The organism is Synergistota bacterium (assembly GCA_021159885.1).
Lineage (GTDB): Bacteria > Synergistota > GBS-1 > GBS-1 > GBS-1 > AUK310.
The window spans coordinates 1-16,048 of sequence record JAGHDO010000029.1 but is presented as its reverse complement, the minus strand read 5'-3'; the positions used below and the strand labels follow the sequence as shown (position 1 = coordinate 16,048).

Below are 16,048 nucleotides of genomic sequence, written 5' to 3'. Positions count from 1 at the left end.
GGTGGAGGAGGGGGGTTTTAATGAAGGACAGCTCTATAGTATTAGCGGATTTTATACTGGTTAAGGCTTTGGAAAATGGTGTGTCTGTTATAGGTTTGACCCGCGGTGAGGAAACGAGATTTCATCATACTGAGAAGCTTGATAAGGGAGAAGTTTTAATAGCTCAGTTTACGGAGCATACGTCTGCTATAAAGGTGAGGGGCAGAGCTAAAGTCATGTGCAAGTATGGCACGGTGATAGCGGGTGAGGAAGAAGATTAAGAGGATAGGGGTCTTAACAAGCGGGGGAGACGCCCCCGGTATGAACGCCGCTATAAGAGCGGTTACGAGGACGGCGATATACCACAAGCTTGAGGTAGTGGGTATAAAAAGAGGCTATTTGGGACTCATGGAGGGAGATTTCGTTGAGATGAGCTTAGGTAGCGTTGGAGGAATACTCCAGAGAGGAGGAACCATCCTTCAAACCGCTCGATCGGAGAGGTTCAAAACTGAGGAAGGACTTGAGGAAGCTGTTTCTAAGCTCAGAGAAGCTGGAATAGATGGCCTTGTCGTCATAGGAGGGGACGGATCCTTTAGGGGAGCTAAAGCCCTTTATGAAAGGGGAATATTAACCATAGGCGTTCCTGGGACGATAGATAACGACATAGCTGGCACGGATTACACCATAGGCTTTGATACTGCTGTTAACACGGCGGTTGAGGCTATAAACAAGCTTAGGGATACCGCTTCATCCCATGAGAGAATGTTTATAGTAGAGGTTATGGGAAGAAGATCAGGTTTTATAGCTCTTATGGCGGGTCTTGCGAGCGGTGCGGAATCCATACTTGTTCCAGAGATGGGATACGATATAGAGGAAATCTGCGTGAGGCTTAGAAGAGGTTATAGGAGGGGCAAGACTCACAGCATAATTGTGGTTGCTGAAGGAGTAGCTTCTGCTGCAGAGATAAGGGATCAGATATGGGATCAAACGGGATATGAAATGAGGGTTGTCGTTCTCGGTCATATTCAGAGAGGAGGCTCCCCAACTGCGTTCGATAGGATACTCGCGAGTCGCCTTGGAGCTAAAGCGGTTGAGCTTATCATAGAGGGAATTGGGGGGAAAATGGTTGGACTGGAAGGCAACAGAGAATCCGTTCACGATATCTCTTATGCTTGGGAAAATAAGAAAGAACTTAATCTTGAGCTATATAGATTAGCGGGGATATTAAGTATATGATTTAGGGAGGTGAGCTTTAGCTTGAAGAGAACAAAGATTATAGCTACCCTTGGTCCTGCGTCTAATGATGAATCGACCTTATCTGCGATGATAAAGGAAGGCATGAATATAGCTCGTCTAAACTTTTCTCATGGGACTTATGAAACTCATGGACGATCTCTTAAGATGGTCAGATCGCTTGAGGAAAAGCTTGGAATACCTGTTGCGGTAATGCTCGATACCAAGGGACCTGAGATAAGAACGGGGAGGCTCAAAAACAAGATAGTCTACCTGGAGGAAGGTAGCACTGTTGTATTAACATCCGAGGACATAGAAGGCGATGAAAATAGAATATCCGTAAATCATCGTGAGCTGGCTGAAGATGTAAAGCCGGGTGATAGGATTCTCATAGATGATGGTAGTTTAGAGCTTGAGGTAATTGAGGTTAAGGATGGAGATGTTTACTGTAAGGTTATAGTTGGAGGAGAGCTTGGTGAGCGAAAAGGCGTTAACGTCCCTGGTGTGGATTTGTCGCTTCCTTCCCTGTCGGATAAGGATATAAGCGACATCAAATGGGGCGTTGAAAACGGGATAGATTGGTTTGCTATATCTTTCGTTAGAAAGGCGAGCGACATCTTTGAGGTTAGGAGAATAATTGAGGAGTCCAATAACAGTATAAAAGTAATAGCTAAGATAGAAACGCGTCAAGCGGTAAACAACTTCGATGATATACTTAAGGTATCGGATGGAATAATGGTTGCGAGGGGAGATCTTGGTGTTGAGCTTCCTCCCGAGGAGGTTCCATTGCTACAGAAGAGATTTATAAACGCCTGTAGAAAAGTAGGTAAGCCTGTTATAGTTGCTACTCAGATGCTCGAATCCATGATACATAATCCTCGTCCTACGAGAGCTGAGGCTAACGATGTTGCTAATGCCATCTTTGATGGGGCTGATGCCGTTATGCTTTCTGGGGAAACGGCGAGAGGAAAATATCCCGTTGAAGCTGTTAGAATGATGAGGAAGATAATAGAGAAAACGGAAGAGGAGATCCTTCGAGAAGAAAGGAGCTTTTCCGTTTTCATCTCCTCCTCTATACCCGATGCGGTTAGCCACGCTACCTGCACCATAGCTAAGGATCTTAAAGCTTCCGCAATAATAACTGCTACTCAATCGGGATCAACCGCGAGGATGGTAGCGAAATATCGCCCGAGCTGTCCTATTATAGCGACAACTCCTTCTTTAAAAACCATAAGGGAGCTTCTCTTAACGTGGGGAGTTTATCCGATTAGGATAGAGCCAACGGAAAGCACCGATAAGCTTCTTGAGACGAGCGTGGAGAAGGCTTTTGAAGCGGGATATCTGAGTGAAGGGGATGTAGTGGTCTTAACTGCTGGAGTTCCTGTGGGTATTCCCGGCACCACAAACTTAATAAAGGTTCATGTGATTGCTAAGATACTCATAAAGGGCGTTGGAATAGGGAAGAAAAAGGCTATAGGTAAGGTGATTTTAGCTCCAACTGCTGAAGATGCACTAAACAAGGTTGAAAAGGGATCAATACTCGTGGTGAGGCAGACAGACAGCGAATACATTCCTATAATGGATAAGGTTGTTGGAGTGGTAGCCGAAGAAGGAGGACTTTCCTCTCATGCTGCGATAGTTGGTTTGCAATATGGGATACCGGTTATAGTCGGCGCGGAGAACGCACTTTCTGTGTTGAGGGATGGTATGGTTGTTTCCATTGATGGAGAGCGAGGGGTGGTTTATGAAGGAGAGGTGAAGCTGATTTAGTAAGGGGAGGGGGTAGCTAGGATTGCCAGAGCTTCCTGAAATTGAAGTTTTGCGTAGAAAGCTCGAGCGCCTTATAAAGGATAAGGTTATAAGAGATGTTGAGATATACGATTCTTCGAAGCTTATCGGGATTAAGCCAGAGCTCGTTAAGGGGAAAAGCGTTCTCTCTGTTGGCAGGAGAGGAAAGCATCTTTACTTTGATCTCTCATCTGGAAGAAAGCTTGTCTTTCATTTAAGGCTTCGTGGTAAGCTCGTTTACGGTGAGGACAGCGGTGAGCTTGTTGATCCCTGGATAGCGCTGAAGTTCAGAAGCGGTAAAAGTCTCTTCTTTGGAGATCCGAGAAGGATGGCAACGCTTGAGCTTGTTGACGATCTAAATCAAGTTAAGACTATAGCGAACATGGGACCCGAACCGCTCGATGAGGGTTTTCTCCCCGAGGACTTTAGAAGGAGGGTTTCTGCTACTTCCAAGAAGATAAAGCCTCTTCTTATGGATCAGTCTTTTATAGCTGGGATTGGGAATGTCTACGCTGATGAGATTCTTTACAGGGCGGGAATACATCCCGAAAGGAGTGCGAGAACGCTTTCAGCCTCTGAAATAGATAAACTCTACTTTTCTATAAGAGATGTCTTAAGTGAAGCGCTTGAGCACAATGGTGTGGGAGAATATACCTCCTTGGGAGTGGATGATGTAGAGATAGGTGATTATGAGAGATATCTTAAAGTTCATGGTAGGGAAGGCAGTCCTTGTCCCCGTTGTGGGACTAAAATAATCAAGATTAAGGTCGGCGGAAGAGGCACCTATCTTTGTCCTAAATGCCAGCTTTAGGAGGGGAAGTAGAGGTTAGAAGTTTTTCTGCTCTTGACTTTATGACTATTTGGTTATATACTCATGCAGTCATGGACGAGCTGGAAAAGGTTGTATCAATTCTTAAAGCGATTTCCGACAAAAAAAGATTGAAAATCCTCCTCTGCTTGAAAAAGCAGGGGGAAGAGTGCGTTTGCAGAATAGCAGAGTCCCTGGGCGAATCCCAGCCCAATGTTTCTAAGCATCTCTTTATCTTGAGATCTGCTGGCTTGGTTAAATCAAGGAGAGAGGGCACGATGGTTTTCTACTCCTTGAGCGTGCCCCCTTATATTATGGAGCTTTTGAATGAGATCTCGAACGAGGTAAAGGAGGGAGCTCAGGTATGCTGAAAGAATTGCGAGATAGGAGGGACGTTATTCGTAATTTTTCGCCTGCATGGGGAGCTGCCGTTATGGGGACCGGTATAACTTCCATAACAAGTTATCAGCTTGGCTTAAAGACGCTTGCCTATGCACTTCTCCTGTTAAACCTTATTCTCTTTATAGTCATCTTTATTATATGGAGCCTGAGGTTTCTGATTTATCCTGAAGCGGTGAAGAAGCATCTTAAGCATCCCGTTATAGCTCACTTTTTCCCTACCGTTCCTATAGGTGCCCTTGTTCTCGCGTCGAATTTGCTTCTTGTCGGGAAGGATCTCTGGAACACGGGTGATATCATATCATGGGCTAAGCCTCTCTGGCTTTTTGGGGCTATAGGTACCATATTTTTTGGCATTCTCATTACTATTCTCGTTTTCCTGCATACCGAGATAGACATGAGTCATGCAAATTGCGGGTGGTTGATACCACCGGTTGGAGCTATAGTGGTTCCCACAAGCGGAGCAATCCTCGTTCCCTATTGGGGTAGCTCCTTCTTATCTGAGTATGCGCTTCTCTTTTGCTTGCTATCCTGGGGAATAGGCTTCTTTTATTACCTTTTCTTAAACGCTTCCCTGATTCATCGCTTTATATACCATGAGCTTCCCCCGAAGACCTTAGCTGCTACCATGTGGATAGGTTTAGGACCCGTTGGAGTCGGGATAATTTCTCTAAACAATATCGTTAAAGCTTCGAAATACGCTCCTGCGTTCCTAAAGCTTTTTTCAGCGCTTAAAGGCGTGGTTTACCTTTTCTCGGTGGCCTTTTGGGGCTTTGGTGTATTCTGGTTTTTCATAAGCTTTGTTCTTACTCTCTATTATCTTTTTAAAATCGCTCTTCCATATGCCATGAGCTGGTGGGCCTTTACTTTTCCCTTAGGAGCCTATACTTCAGCGACTCTCATGCTTTCCAGTTCACTAAGCTTAGGTGCTGTTAAAGCCTTTGGAATCTTTCTTTATGTTCTTCTTCTCATATTCTGGGGAATGACATTCTTAAAAACGATGAAAGCTGCATGGAGTGGAGCACTGTTTAAAGCGCATTAATTTTGAGAAACTGCTTTAAAATTTCCTTAAGTGTCTCAAGCTCTTCGAGGTTTGCATGCTCATAAGGAGTATGTGCAAGTTCCAGTTTTCCCGCTCCAAATATAGCGCAAGGCATCCCTTTAGCGCTTAAGTTGTGTGCATCGCTCCAGGATGTGAAGTAGCTGAGAGCGGGTTCTATTCCGGCTGCTTTGGTTGCTTCCTTAAGCTGTGGTACAGGAAATTGCTCTTCCGAGATTTCTATAGGATCATCAAGCTCGGTTACTCTATATTTTGTTCCCTTAAGAAGGGGTTCAATTCTTTGTAAAAGATCAAGGGCTTTGTTTCCCGGAAGCACTGCGATGTCGAGAGCCATAGTGCACATTGCTGGGACAAGGTAGCTGTCCTCCCCTCCTTCAATTCTGCCGAGGTTTATCCAGGGAGGAGGATATCTCGGGTCTCTTTTTTGAGAGAGCGCAATTTCTCTAATTTTGCCGTATAAATCAAATGCTTTCTCGATAGCGTTTTTGCCTGCCCAGGGCGTTGCCCCATGGGCGGGAATGCCTGCGATTTCTATTTCAAGTCCTATTCCACCTGCCTCACCGGGGGCTATCTTAAGATTTGTTGGTTCAAGAACTATCGCTCCAGAGTAGCTTTTACTCGGTGAGAAGAGCTTTGATCCTTTTCCTTCTCTTTCCTCATCCACAAAGATAGCTATATCACAGGGATAATCGCATTCCTCTACCGCTTTGATTAGAGATGCAATTTGTCCCTTTGCATCGATTGCACCTCTTCCGTGGATTAGTTTTCCCCTGACTGCGGGTGAGAAAGCGTTTGGATGTTCCCATGCTGGAGTGGTGTCGCAATGTGTAGCTATAAGTATCTTTGAGTCTCCTCTCATGGCGTAAAGATTGGGTCTTCCGGGCAGGGTATTCTCAAGTTTAACGTTAAAGCCAAATCTTTCCAGATATTCCCCGATCCTTTCTTGAATTATCTTTTCACTCCCTGAAACGCTCTGTATCGATATTAGTTCAGAAAGTAGTCTCTCAATCGTCATATTTCTTTATCATCCTCCTCCATTTTCCCCAGTTTCCGGTGTACTGAAAATTCCTTCTCTCGTAAAACTTTCTTGCCTTTTCGTTATCTTCTCCTACCCAGAGACCTATGGTATCTTTTCCAGCTTCTTTCAGGTATTCAATTCCCTTTTCGAAAAGCTTTCTTCCAAGCCCCTTTCCCTGAAACGAGGGAGATATTACAAATTCGTGTATCTCTCCGACAAATTTTTCGAGCTTTGAATCCCACCAATCCTTATGACAGGATATGAAGCCTATTGGATTATTTCCTTCAAACATTACAAAGAAACCTTTGGGATCTCCTTTATAAAGCCACTTAAGATATCTCTTTGCCTCGGCTTTCTTCTGGTAACCATATTCTGGAAGGGGCTTATATGCGTCTATGTACAGCTCGGTAAGCTTTGGAAGTAGCTCTTTAAATTCCGCTTCCTTGAGGGTTCTTATATCCATCTTTCCCGCGCCTCCTTCTAATTTTGGAAGAAGAGTGGTATTATAGGGAACGAAGCTAAAAAGTATTTTATAACATACTCCTCGTGAAGTAGGAGGGGAGTTTATGGAAAAACTCGTAGAGGTTGAAGGCGTAAAAAAGTATTTTCCGGTTTTTAAGGGAGTTTTTAGAAGAGTGGCTGGTTGGGTAAAAGCGGTTGATGGGGTGACTTTTTTTATAAAAAAAGGAGAAACCCTTGGACTTGTGGGAGAATCGGGTTGCGGCAAGAGCACCCTTGGATTAACGCTTCTTAAGCTTATTCCACCTGATGCTGGAAAGATATTCTTTCAGCTGAATGAAGATAGAAAGGTAGAGCTTTCCTCCATTAGCTCTTCCGGAATAAGATCGATAAGGAGATTAATACAGATTATATTTCAGGATCCATATAGTTCCTTAAATCCGAGGATGCGTGTTAGGGAGATCATAGGAGAGGGATTACTAATACATGGACTTGCGAGTAGTAAAAGGGAAGCCTACGCCATCGTAGGTGAAGTCCTGGAGAGAGTGGGATTACTTAAAGAACATTTGAATAGATACCCCCATGAGTTTTCCGGGGGGCAGAGGCAGAGGATCGTTATAGCTCGGGCTTTAGCGCTAAAGCCCTCGTTTATAGTCTGCGATGAGCCAGTTTCCGCGCTCGATGTTTCAGTTAGATCCCAAGTGTTAAATCTTCTTAAGGACCTTCAGGAGGAGTATGGTTTAACATATCTCTTTATCTCTCATGATCTTTCTGTGGTTAAACATATAAGTGACAGGATTGCCGTTATGTATCTTGGTAAGATAGTGGAGAAGGCGGAAAAGAGAGAGTTATTTGAGAAACCTCTCCATCCGTATACGAGAGCCCTTTTAAGTGCCGTTCCGCATCCAGATCCCAAGAAGAGGGGTAAAAGGATAATTCTACATGGGGATGTCCCGAGTCCTTTGAATCCTCCCTCGGGATGCAGGTTTCACCCTCGTTGTCCGTTTGCGATAGAGCGCTGCTCTCGGGAAGAGCCTGCTTTTAGAGATGTGGGAGGCGGGCACTTTATTGCGTGTCACAGGGTGGGTGAGATCTGATCGTGAGGACCGGTGAGGCTTTTCTTCCTCTGCACGATGGTAAGGCTCCGAGATGGCTTTTCGACAGAATGAAGAAGCTTTCTGCTCTTCTCATAGAGGCTATGATAGAGCTCTATGGAACGGAGGAGCTTTTAAGAAGGCTCTCAGATCCATTCTGGTTTCAGTCCTTTGGCTGTCTTCTCGGTTTTGATTGGCATTCGAGCGGTTTAACAACTACGCTATGTGGGGCTATGAAAGAGGGATTAAGGGGGAGAGAGAAGTTCCTCGGATTTTTTATCGCTGGGGGTAAGGCAAGCAGGGCACTTAAAACACCTGAGGAGATAGCCCGTTGGTCGGATATTGTCGGATTAAACGGTGACGCTCTTATTCTGGCGAGCAGACTTACAGCCAAGATAGATAACTCAGCTCTGCAGGATGGATATACTCTTTACCATCATGTTGTTTTCTTTGATGCTCGGGGAAACTGGAGTATAGTTCAGCAGGGAATGAACGCCGTGGTTGGATACGCAAGAAGATATCATTGGTTATCCTTTTCAGCTAAGGACTTCGTTAACGATCCTCATTCTGGTATAGCTTCTCCCGTGAGGCATAGGAAGGTCTTGAATCTCGTTTCATCTGAAAGCGCTTCAAACAGGGAGGCTATACTGAATCTGTTGGTAAATGCCAGTTCCAGTGAGATAAAAAGGCTTTTTATGCAGGAGAATCACATGGTTTCGCATGTGGAGGTGGATGCAAAGCGTTTCTTAAGGAAATTTGAGGAGCTTAAGGGAATGGAATTTAGAGAGTTTAGAGACCTTCTTTTACTAAAGGGAGTGGGAGCTAAGACGCTTAGGGCTCTCTCCCTAACCGCTGAGGTTTTAACTGGCAGGGCGCCAAGCTACAAGGATCCTGTGAGGTATACTTACGCTTACGGGGGGAAGGATGGACATCCTTTCCCTGTGGATAGGGAAACCTATGACAGGACGATATCCATACTTGAAAATATAGTGAGAAGGGCCGAGCTGAGCCGAGGCGATAAGGAGAGGATGCTTAGGAAACTAGCCTTAATTTCTTCCTGAAGGGTGGTGTAAAATGGAGCTCTGGTTAAGCGACCGAATAGAGGGACAGATTTGTTCTCTTAGGGTTATTGATGTTTTACATTTCGAAAGAAGTAATTATCAGGAAATAGCGGTTGTTGAGACCGAAAATTATGGAAAGGCACTCGTATTGAACGGTGCTCTTCAGCTTACTGAACGGGATGAATTCTTTTATCACGAGATGCTTGTTCACGTTCCGATGTTTACTCATCCTGATCCTAAAAGGGTACTTGTTATAGGTGGAGGAGATGGAGGAAGCGTTAGAGAGATATTAAAGCACAGGGGTGTTGAAGAAGTCGTTATGGTAGAAATAGATAAGAGGGTAGTTGAAATATGTAGAGAATATTTTCCCGGGGTTTCTTCAGGGCTTGAGGATAAAAGGGTTAAGCTTCTTTTTGAAGATGGAGTGAGGTTTGTGGAAGAAAGCGACGAGAAGTTTGACGTAGTTATAGTTGATTCCACTGATCCCTATGACTTCGCTGAAAAGCTTTTTAGCAAGGAGTTTTTCTCTGGAGTATTTCGCATCCTCGGTGATGACGGCGTATGTTCGTCTCAGACGGAAAGCCCATACATAATGCGGAATCTTATTAGGAGTGTTAAGCGTTATCTTGAGGAGGTTTTTCTCCATTCTGCGATTTATTGGGCCGTCGTTCCTACATATCCTGGGGGGCTGTGGACGTTCAGCTTAGGGTCTAAGAGAATAGATCCTTTAAATTTTAGAAGATCTCCTAAGCTAAATACAAGGCTTTACACGCCTGAGGTTCACTTGGCTTCAATGACTTCTTCTTTCTTGAGGGAGGTGATAGGGCTTTGAAACTGTTTAAGGGAAGGGTTTGGACAACGAGAGGAGAGTGCAGAGCCTTTATCGTGAACTCAGGTAAGATAGTCTGGGTTGGGCATGAACCTCCCTTTGAGGAAAGGGATATGAGTGAGGTTTATGACTATGGAGAGAATTATATTCTTCCGGGATTGATAGATTCGCATGCTCATTTCACTGCTACAGGAGTAGATAGCTTGGCTCTCGACCTTAAGGGGGTAAGTAGTAAGGAAGAGCTCCTTGATTTAGTGAGGGAGGAGGCTAAAAGAAAAAGTAGCGGTGAGTGGATATGGGGTATAGGCTGGGATGAAACCAAGTTTAAGGATGGTTCTATTCCCACGAGAAAGGAGCTTTCGGATGTGTCTCCCTTGAACCCGGTAATGCTTCTAAGGATAGATCATCACTCCTGCCTCGTTAACGATAAAGCCATCGATTTACTTGATCTTCCTGATGATCTTGAGGGCTTGTCGGAAGGATGGCTTAAGGCTGAAGCTAATGAGATGATAAGAGCTAAGTTTTGGGAAGCTATCCCTGATGAGATGATAGAAGAGGGAATAAAAAGGGTAAGCGAGCTTGCGATCTCTAAAGGGCTTACATTAGTTAATGCGCTCGAGGGAGGCGAGTGGTTTAGCGATAAAGCGCTAAAGATGCTTTTGGAAATGAAGGATAAGCTACCGCTCGAGGTCGTAATTTTTCCCCAGTTCACCGATGTAGAGAAAGTGAAGGAAATGGGCTTTAGGAGAATAGGAGGATGTGTGGTGATAGATGGCTCTTTTGGTTCGAGAACCGCAGCCCTTTTTGAGCCCTATAGTGATGATCCCGATAATTATGGTAGATTATATTTCTCTGAAGAAACGCTCTACAACTTCTTCTCGAAGGCGCATGGCTATGATTTTCAGATAGCGGTTCATGCCATAGGAGATAGGGCTATAGATCTTGCGTTAAAGTGCTATGAGAGGATCTTAAAGGAGAAACCCAAGGAAGATCACAGGCATAGGATAGAGCATTTTGAGCTTCCTCCGCCCGGAGGACTGGAAAAGGCGCTTGAGCTTGGAATCGTAGTTAGCGTTCAACCAACATTTGAGACTCTTTGGGGAGGAAGCGAGGGAATGTATGCCAAGCGCCTTGGGGAGAGATGGAGAAGGACAAATCCCCTTAAGACGATGGTGAGGATGGGAATCGTGGTAGCAGGGGGATCTGATAGCGATGTCACTCCCTTGGATCCGCTGCTTGGGATAAGGTCGGCTATGAACCTTCCCAATGAGGACGAGAGACTTAATTTCAATGACGCGGTTAAGCTCTTTACATATAATGGAGCATATGCCGTTTTTAGGGAAAAAGAGTTAGGGGATATCGCTGAGGGCATGAAAGCTAATTTTGCTGTCGTGTCTCCTGATCTTAAGGAGGTAAAGGCCACTTACTTTAAAGGCGAAAGAGTATTTCCCTAACGAGCTTTGCTCCGAGAATAGAGGTTATATCTGAAACATCATTAGGTGGGGATATCTCTACGATATCGGTGCCTATGATGTTAAATCCTTTTAGCGATAGCAGGAAATCAAATAGCTCTCTTGGGGTGATTCCTCCGGGCTCCGGGGTTCCGGTGCCCGGAGCAAAAGCTGGGTCGAGCACGTCTATATCAATCGTGAGATAGAGGGGATCTTTTCTTATTTTTTTCAGGGCTTCAAGCGCTTTTTTAAGATCGAAGGGGAAGAAGTTAGTGTTTTTCTTCGCAAAAGCGAATTCCTCCCGCGTTCCAGATCTTATTCCTATCTGATAGATGTTTTTGGCTGGTAGAAATTCACAGATCCTTTTTATAACGCTTGCATGTGAAAGCTTATTTCCAAGGTAGATATCGCGAAGGTCGGCATGAGCATCGAGCTGAACCACTTTTAAATCTGGTATGAGCTTAAATGCCGCTTTAATTAAGGGGAGGGATATAAGATGTTCTCCTCCAAGCGCTATTAGCTTATATCCTCGCTTAAGGAACTCAAAGGCGAGCTTTTCCACTCTTTTAAGGCTGTCTTCAAGTTTTCCCCGTGGTAGGATTATATCTCCCGCATCAAAGAAGCTGATATCGCTCAGATCTGCATCGAGGAGAGGTGAATAGGTCTCGAGCCCATAAGAAGCCCATCTTATCCTCTCAGGTCCAAAGCAAGTTCCTCTTCTAAAGCTTGTTGTTTCATCTAAGGGAATTCCCCATAGAACTATTCGGGAGCCTCTCAGGTGTGAGGAGGCTCCCATATATTTTAACCCCATAGTATCGTTCCCGCTATGACACACCCTATTCTTTCAACTACATGCTCGATAGCTTTGCTTCTTACTTCCTTGAGGGCTTGCCCCCTCATTTCGAACGATTCTCTGACCATCCCCTCTACTATTTCTATAGCTTCGTCTTTTGAGCATTTTCCCGTGAACTCCATTATCATGCCTACTTCCTCTGGATTTTCAGGTATACCGATTCCTATAGCTGCTGTGATCTTTTCGCCAGGCTTGTCACTTGATATACTGCCATAAGCTATGGGAAGCAGTGCCCCCAGTGGAATGGAAAACTCTTCCGTTATCTCAACGTGGGGTGGAAGGATACTGCTTACCTTAAGCAGGTTATAGTTTCCTATACCAGCGGAAAGCAACGCCTTATCAAAGGCGGTTAAATGAGTTTTCCCCTCGCCTTTTCCTATAACTAATGTTGCCTTTTTGGGAATGATTAGCAATTTGATCACCTCCGAGGAGTAATTTTACCACAGATTAAATGGTATAATCTCCTTCAAGGGGGGATAGGCTTGGAGTTAAAGGAAGAACTCAAGGGCTTGCTGATTGAGGAGGTAAGGGCGTGGAAGGGAAAGACCGTCTATAGAGAGCCCATTCTGAAAGTAGCGTCTGTTTCAGATCCCATGTGGCTTGAACTTGAGAGAGTTTTCCCATCTCATCTGATGCCGAGGGAGTTGCTCGATGAAGCTCAAAGTATAATTGTTTTCTTCATTCCTTTTGCTGAGGAAATAGTAAAAAGCAATCAGGGAGGCTTTTATTCCTCTCGCGAATGGGCGGTGGCTTACGTTGAAACTAATGAGCTTCTTTCTAAAATAGCTGGTAAGATGGTTTCTCTACTTGAGGAAAAGGGCTTTCGCGGAGTTCCTGTGAAGCCTACCCATAACTTCGATGAAACAAAGCTCATAAGCTCATGGTCTCATAGGCACGTTGGATTTATAGCAGGTTTGGGCACCTTTGGGATCAATAATATGCTTATAACCGAGAGGGGCTGTGGAGGGAGACTCAACTCGGTTATAACAAGCGCGTTCTTGGAACCAGATAAGAGGCCGGGGTATGACTACTGCCTTTACAAGAGAGGACGTCCCTGCGACTCCTGTATTAGGAGGTGCCCAGTGAGCGCTCTTAAGCCTGAGGGATTTGATCGGTTTAAATGCTATGAGCACTGTCTTGAGGTTGATGCTTATTTCAAAGATATGCCAACGACAGATATCTGCGGGAAATGTATAACTTATCCGTGTGCTCTTGCTATCCCGGATTGAGAAGGAGGTATTCCTGTAATGGGCGATAGAGTTAAAAGAATCGGTATATTGACTGGAGGAGGGGATTGCGCGGGTTTAAACGCGGTTATTCGAGCTGTTGTTAAGAGCGCTGTGGGTAAATATAACATCGAGGTTTGGGGAATAGAAAACGGCTTCAGGGGGCTCGTAAAGAGGGAAATAAGGCCTTTAACACCAAGTGATGTTTCCGGTATACTTCCTCGTGGTGGCACGATGCTTGGAACGACCAATAGGGATAATCCTTTTCACTTTCCCGTTCTTGAGGAGGGTAGGGTTCTTTATAAAGACATGTCTCATGTGGCTATGGAGAACTTCAGAAAGTATAAACTTGATGTTCTCATCGTCGTTGGAGGAGATGGTAGTTTAAAGATAGCCCTTGATTTTTGGAAGAAGGGTATGCCCGTTATAGGAGTTCCCAAGACCATAGATAACGATCTTGAGGCAACCGATTTAACCTTTGGATTTGATACTGCAGTCTTAACGGCGACCGAGGCTCTTGACAAGCTTCATACTACGGCGGAATCGCATCATAGGGTAATGGTTCTGGAGGTTATGGGAAGATATGCTGGCTGGATAGCTCTCGTCGCAGGCATAGCGGGGGGTGCTGATATTATCCTGATACCGGAAATTCCCTTTGATTTTGAGAAGATTTGCGAGAAGATAAGACAAAGGGAAAAAGAGGGGAAGAAGTTTAGCCTTGTTATGGTTGCGGAGGGAGCTCGCGAAAAGGGAGGGGATATGGTAGTTCAGAAGGTTGTTGAGGGAAGCCCTGATCCGGTGCGTCTTGGTGGCATAGGAAAGTATGTTGCCGATAAGATAGAAAAAATGACGGAGTTTGAAACGAGAGTCACGGTTCTGGGGCATCTCCAGCGGGGAGGGTCTCCCACGCCGTTCGATAGGGTTTTAGCGACGCGCTTTGGGGTTAAAGCCGTTGAGCTTGCTGTTGAAGGAAGATTCGGGGAGATGGTTTGCTTGAAAGGTGGGGAGATTTCCTCCGTTCCGCTTGATAAAGCGGTAGAGCACATTAAGCTCGTTCCCCCTGATTGTGAGCTTGTTAGGGTCGCACGTGCGGTTGGAGTATCTTTCGGCGATTAGGAAAGGAGCTGTAAGCGTTGATAATAACAAAGCAGAAACCTTTTGAGGAGATAGCAGAGGAGCTTAGCGGATACGATAGGGTTTTCTTGGTTGGCTGTAGTCTATGTGCCACCGCCTGTAAAACTGGCGGAGAAGAAGAAGTTAAAGCTATGAAAGAGAAATTAGAAGCTGTTGGCAAGACGGTTACCGGAACCGTGGTTCTCGATCCCGTTTGCAATCTTCAAAAAAGTAGGAGGGATTTAAGGAAGTTCTCTCAAGAGATCTCTCAGAGTGATGCCGTTTTGTGTATGGCTTGTGGCAACGGTCTTCAAACTCTGGCAGAGATACTTGAGGATCTGCCGATTTTCCCGGCGAATGATACTCTTTTCCTTGGTGAGATAAAGAGATTTGGAGTCTTTGAGGAAAGATGCATCCAGTGCGGAAAGTGTCTCCTTACGAGCGGTGTGGGCTTGTGCCCTATATCTCGGTGTCCTAAGGGGATGGTTAACGGTCCCTGTGGTGGGGCTAAGGATGGCTTTTGTGAGGCTAATCCTGAGATGAAATGCATATGGCTTGAGATATACGAGAAGCTCAAAAAGATGGGGAGACTTGACGAATTCAGGAAGATAATTCCACCGCTTGATCACTCATTGAGGGTTAAGCCCGGCAAATATTCTTTCCGGAGAGGTGTTGTAAATGACGTACCTTCAAAAGCTTCTTAATGAAGGAAAGTTCGTCATAACCGCGGAAGTTGGTCCTCCTAAAGGAGTTGATTTAACCCGTTTCAGGGAGATAGTGAGGCTTCTTAAGGGAGAGATAGATGTTTTTAACGTTACGGATGGTCAGGGTGCTTCCATGAGACTTTCTTCTCTTGCTGGTTGCCTTGCTATTTTAAGCGAGGGAGCGGAGCCTGTTATGCAAATGACGGGAAGGGACAGAAACAGAATAGCCATACAGTCGGAGCTTCTTGGCGCTTATACGCTTGGGGTTCGAAATATTTTAGCTATAACCGGGGATTATCCCACTCTTGGGGATAATCCCCAGGCCAAGCCCGTTTACGATCTTGATTCTGTTGGAATTCTTCTTGCAGCATCCTCGCTGATGAGGGGGAAGGATTTAAGCGGAAACGAGCTTAGGGGAGAGCCGCCGCGTTTTTATCTCGGAGCTACCGTGAATCCTAATTTTTCTCCATTAGAGGTAGAGTTGATAAAGATGGAAAAAAAGATAGAATCTGGCGCTCGATTCTTTCAGACGCAGGCGGTATATGATCTTAAAGTCGCTGAAGATTTTTCAAAGGCTGTGTCTGATTTCAATGTGAAAATTCTATTTGGGATAATACCCCTGCGCAGCCTTAAATCCGCTAAATTCGTTAGCGAAGTGATCCCCGGTGTTAAAGTTCCGAGGGAAATTCTATATCGTCTTGAGATCGCTCCTGATCCCAAGCTGGAAGGGCTAAGAATATCTGCTGAGTTTATAAAGAAGATAAGAGAATATGGCTTGGCTCACGGCGTTCATATAATGGCTATAGGTGCGGAAAAGAGCATTCCCGTGCTTCTTGATATGCTTTAGGCTTTAAACTCTCCAGCTCTCAGCTCCCACACTAAGAGAGGTATATCCTCTTTCATGAGCTCTTCGTGTATCTCTTTGACCAAGTTTAATATCTGGCTGAGTTCTCCCTTCATCACAGTGCATGTA

Annotated in this window: 18 protein-coding genes; 14 read left to right on the top strand and 4 right to left on the bottom strand. The window is 45.0% G+C overall.

The genetic code is table 11. The features are described from left to right. Positions 1 to 20 precede the first annotated feature (20 nt). Genes mtrB through J7M13_02585 form a run of 6 tightly spaced genes read left to right on the top strand, consistent with a single transcriptional unit; the run spans position 21 to position 5,249 of the window. Positions 21 to 260 (top strand): trp RNA-binding attenuation protein MtrB, encoded by a 240-nt coding sequence (mtrB, locus tag J7M13_02610; protein MCD6362881.1) that lies wholly within the window; start codon positions 21 to 23, stop codon positions 258 to 260. Then, positions 256 to 1,215 (top strand): 6-phosphofructokinase, encoded by a 960-nt coding sequence (gene pfkA / locus J7M13_02605; GenBank protein MCD6362880.1) that lies wholly within the window; start codon positions 256 to 258, stop codon positions 1,213 to 1,215. Before mtrB ends, pfkA begins: the two co-directional genes overlap by 5 nt. A 21-nt stretch (positions 1,216 to 1,236) precedes the next feature. Next, positions 1,237 to 2,982 (top strand): pyruvate kinase, encoded by a 1,746-nt coding sequence (gene pyk, locus J7M13_02600; protein ID MCD6362879.1) that lies wholly within the window; start codon positions 1,237 to 1,239, stop codon positions 2,980 to 2,982. 22 nt (positions 2,983 to 3,004) lie between these two features. Then, on the top strand, positions 3,005 to 3,811 hold the full coding sequence (gene mutM / locus J7M13_02595; protein MCD6362878.1) for a DNA-formamidopyrimidine glycosylase: 807 nt from the start codon (positions 3,005 to 3,007) through the stop codon (positions 3,809 to 3,811). Continuing rightward, on the top strand, positions 3,799 to 4,179 hold the full coding sequence (locus tag J7M13_02590; protein ID MCD6362877.1) for a helix-turn-helix transcriptional regulator: 381 nt from the start codon (positions 3,799 to 3,801) through the stop codon (positions 4,177 to 4,179). The genes mutM and J7M13_02590 overlap by 13 nt, the downstream gene beginning before the upstream one ends. After that, positions 4,173 to 5,249 (top strand): C4-dicarboxylate ABC transporter, encoded by a 1,077-nt coding sequence (locus tag J7M13_02585; GenBank protein MCD6362876.1) that lies wholly within the window; start codon positions 4,173 to 4,175, stop codon positions 5,247 to 5,249. The genes J7M13_02590 and J7M13_02585 overlap by 7 nt, the downstream gene beginning before the upstream one ends. On the opposite strand, the gene J7M13_02580 is transcribed toward J7M13_02585, so the two are convergent. Both J7M13_02580 and J7M13_02575 read right to left on the bottom strand, forming a co-directional pair. After that, a complete protein-coding gene (locus J7M13_02580) occupies positions 5,236 to 6,282 on the bottom strand; it encodes a M20/M25/M40 family metallo-hydrolase (GenBank protein MCD6362875.1) in 1,047 nt (348 codons plus the stop codon). The genes J7M13_02585 and J7M13_02580 overlap by 14 nt on opposite strands. Next, the gene (locus tag J7M13_02575; GenBank protein MCD6362874.1) at positions 6,272 to 6,748 is read right to left on the bottom strand and encodes a GNAT family N-acetyltransferase; all 477 of its coding nucleotides are present in this window, start codon (positions 6,746 to 6,748) and stop codon (positions 6,272 to 6,274) included. Before J7M13_02575 ends, J7M13_02580 begins: the two co-directional genes overlap by 11 nt. Before the next feature lie 103 nt (positions 6,749 to 6,851). Between J7M13_02575 and J7M13_02570 the strand changes: the two genes are divergently transcribed. The 4 genes from J7M13_02570 to J7M13_02555 are packed head-to-tail and all read left to right on the top strand — an operon-like array spanning position 6,852 to position 11,182. Further along, positions 6,852 to 7,841 carry an ABC transporter ATP-binding protein gene (locus tag J7M13_02570; GenBank protein MCD6362873.1) on the top strand — a complete coding sequence of 330 codons (990 nt, stop codon included), beginning with the start codon at positions 6,852 to 6,854 and terminating at the stop codon, positions 7,839 to 7,841. Positions 7,842 to 7,843: 2 nt separating this feature from the next. Continuing rightward, positions 7,844 to 8,899, top strand: a complete 1,056-nt coding sequence (locus J7M13_02565; protein MCD6362872.1) for a DUF763 domain-containing protein — start codon at positions 7,844 to 7,846, stop codon at positions 8,897 to 8,899. A 13-nt stretch (positions 8,900 to 8,912) separates the two neighbouring features. Beyond that, a complete protein-coding gene (speE, locus tag J7M13_02560; protein MCD6362871.1) occupies positions 8,913 to 9,731 on the top strand; it encodes a polyamine aminopropyltransferase in 819 nt (272 codons plus the stop codon). Next, positions 9,728 to 11,182, top strand: coding sequence for an amidohydrolase (locus tag J7M13_02555; GenBank protein MCD6362870.1), 1,455 nt, complete (start codon positions 9,728 to 9,730; stop codon positions 11,180 to 11,182). The genes speE and J7M13_02555 overlap by 4 nt, the downstream gene beginning before the upstream one ends. Here the strand turns inward: J7M13_02555 and speB are convergent. Together speB and J7M13_02545 are read right to left on the bottom strand one after the other, a co-directional pair. Next, on the bottom strand, positions 11,157 to 11,990 hold the full coding sequence (gene speB / locus J7M13_02550) for an agmatinase (GenBank protein MCD6362869.1): 834 nt from the start codon (positions 11,988 to 11,990) through the stop codon (positions 11,157 to 11,159). The two genes, J7M13_02555 and speB, sit on opposite strands and share 26 nt — an antisense overlap. Then, on the bottom strand, positions 11,981 to 12,445 hold the full coding sequence (locus tag J7M13_02545; protein ID MCD6362868.1) for an arginine decarboxylase, pyruvoyl-dependent: 465 nt from the start codon (positions 12,443 to 12,445) through the stop codon (positions 11,981 to 11,983). The genes speB and J7M13_02545 overlap by 10 nt, the downstream gene beginning before the upstream one ends. A gap of 69 nt (positions 12,446 to 12,514) precedes the next feature. On the opposite strand from J7M13_02545, the gene J7M13_02540 reads away from it, so the two are divergent. Genes J7M13_02540 through J7M13_02525 form a run of 4 tightly spaced genes read left to right on the top strand, consistent with a single transcriptional unit; the run spans position 12,515 to position 15,922 of the window. Continuing rightward, complete coding sequence (locus tag J7M13_02540) at positions 12,515 to 13,261, top strand: epoxyqueuosine reductase (GenBank protein MCD6362867.1); 747 nt, start codon at positions 12,515 to 12,517, stop codon at positions 13,259 to 13,261. An 18-nt stretch (positions 13,262 to 13,279) separates the two neighbouring features. Further along, positions 13,280 to 14,374: a 6-phosphofructokinase gene (locus J7M13_02535; GenBank protein MCD6362866.1), complete on the top strand. Its 1,095-nt coding sequence runs from the start codon at positions 13,280 to 13,282 to the stop codon at positions 14,372 to 14,374. Between the two features lie 17 nt (positions 14,375 to 14,391). Further along, positions 14,392 to 15,075 (top strand): methylenetetrahydrofolate reductase C-terminal domain-containing protein, encoded by a 684-nt coding sequence (locus J7M13_02530; GenBank protein ID MCD6362865.1) that lies wholly within the window; start codon positions 14,392 to 14,394, stop codon positions 15,073 to 15,075. Then, positions 15,050 to 15,922: a methylenetetrahydrofolate reductase gene (locus tag J7M13_02525; protein MCD6362864.1), complete on the top strand. Its 873-nt coding sequence runs from the start codon at positions 15,050 to 15,052 to the stop codon at positions 15,920 to 15,922. Before J7M13_02530 ends, J7M13_02525 begins: the two co-directional genes overlap by 26 nt. The last annotated feature ends 126 nt before the right edge of the window (positions 15,923 to 16,048 follow it).

Excerpts from the sequence above, each read along its gene's own strand:
- mtrB (MCD6362881.1), top strand. The coding sequence starts at position 21 with ATGAAGGACAGCTCTATAGTATTAGCGGATTTTATACTGGTTAAGGCT.
- J7M13_02590 (MCD6362877.1), top strand. The coding sequence starts at position 3,799 with ATGCCAGCTTTAGGAGGGGAAGTAGAGGTTAGAAGTTTTTCTGCTCTT.
- J7M13_02585 (MCD6362876.1), top strand. The coding sequence starts at position 4,173 with ATGCTGAAAGAATTGCGAGATAGGAGGGACGTTATTCGTAATTTTTCG.
- J7M13_02580 (MCD6362875.1), bottom strand. The coding sequence starts at position 6,282 with ATGACGATTGAGAGACTACTTTCTGAACTAATATCGATACAGAGCGTT.
- J7M13_02575 (MCD6362874.1), bottom strand. The coding sequence starts at position 6,748 with ATGGATATAAGAACCCTCAAGGAAGCGGAATTTAAAGAGCTACTTCCA.
- J7M13_02570 (MCD6362873.1), top strand. The coding sequence starts at position 6,852 with ATGGAAAAACTCGTAGAGGTTGAAGGCGTAAAAAAGTATTTTCCGGTT.
- speE (MCD6362871.1), top strand. The coding sequence starts at position 8,913 with ATGGAGCTCTGGTTAAGCGACCGAATAGAGGGACAGATTTGTTCTCTT.
- speB (MCD6362869.1), bottom strand. The coding sequence starts at position 11,990 with ATGGGGTTAAAATATATGGGAGCCTCCTCACACCTGAGAGGCTCCCGA.
- J7M13_02535 (MCD6362866.1), top strand. The coding sequence starts at position 13,280 with ATGGGCGATAGAGTTAAAAGAATCGGTATATTGACTGGAGGAGGGGAT.
- J7M13_02525 (MCD6362864.1), top strand. The coding sequence starts at position 15,050 with ATGACGTACCTTCAAAAGCTTCTTAATGAAGGAAAGTTCGTCATAACC.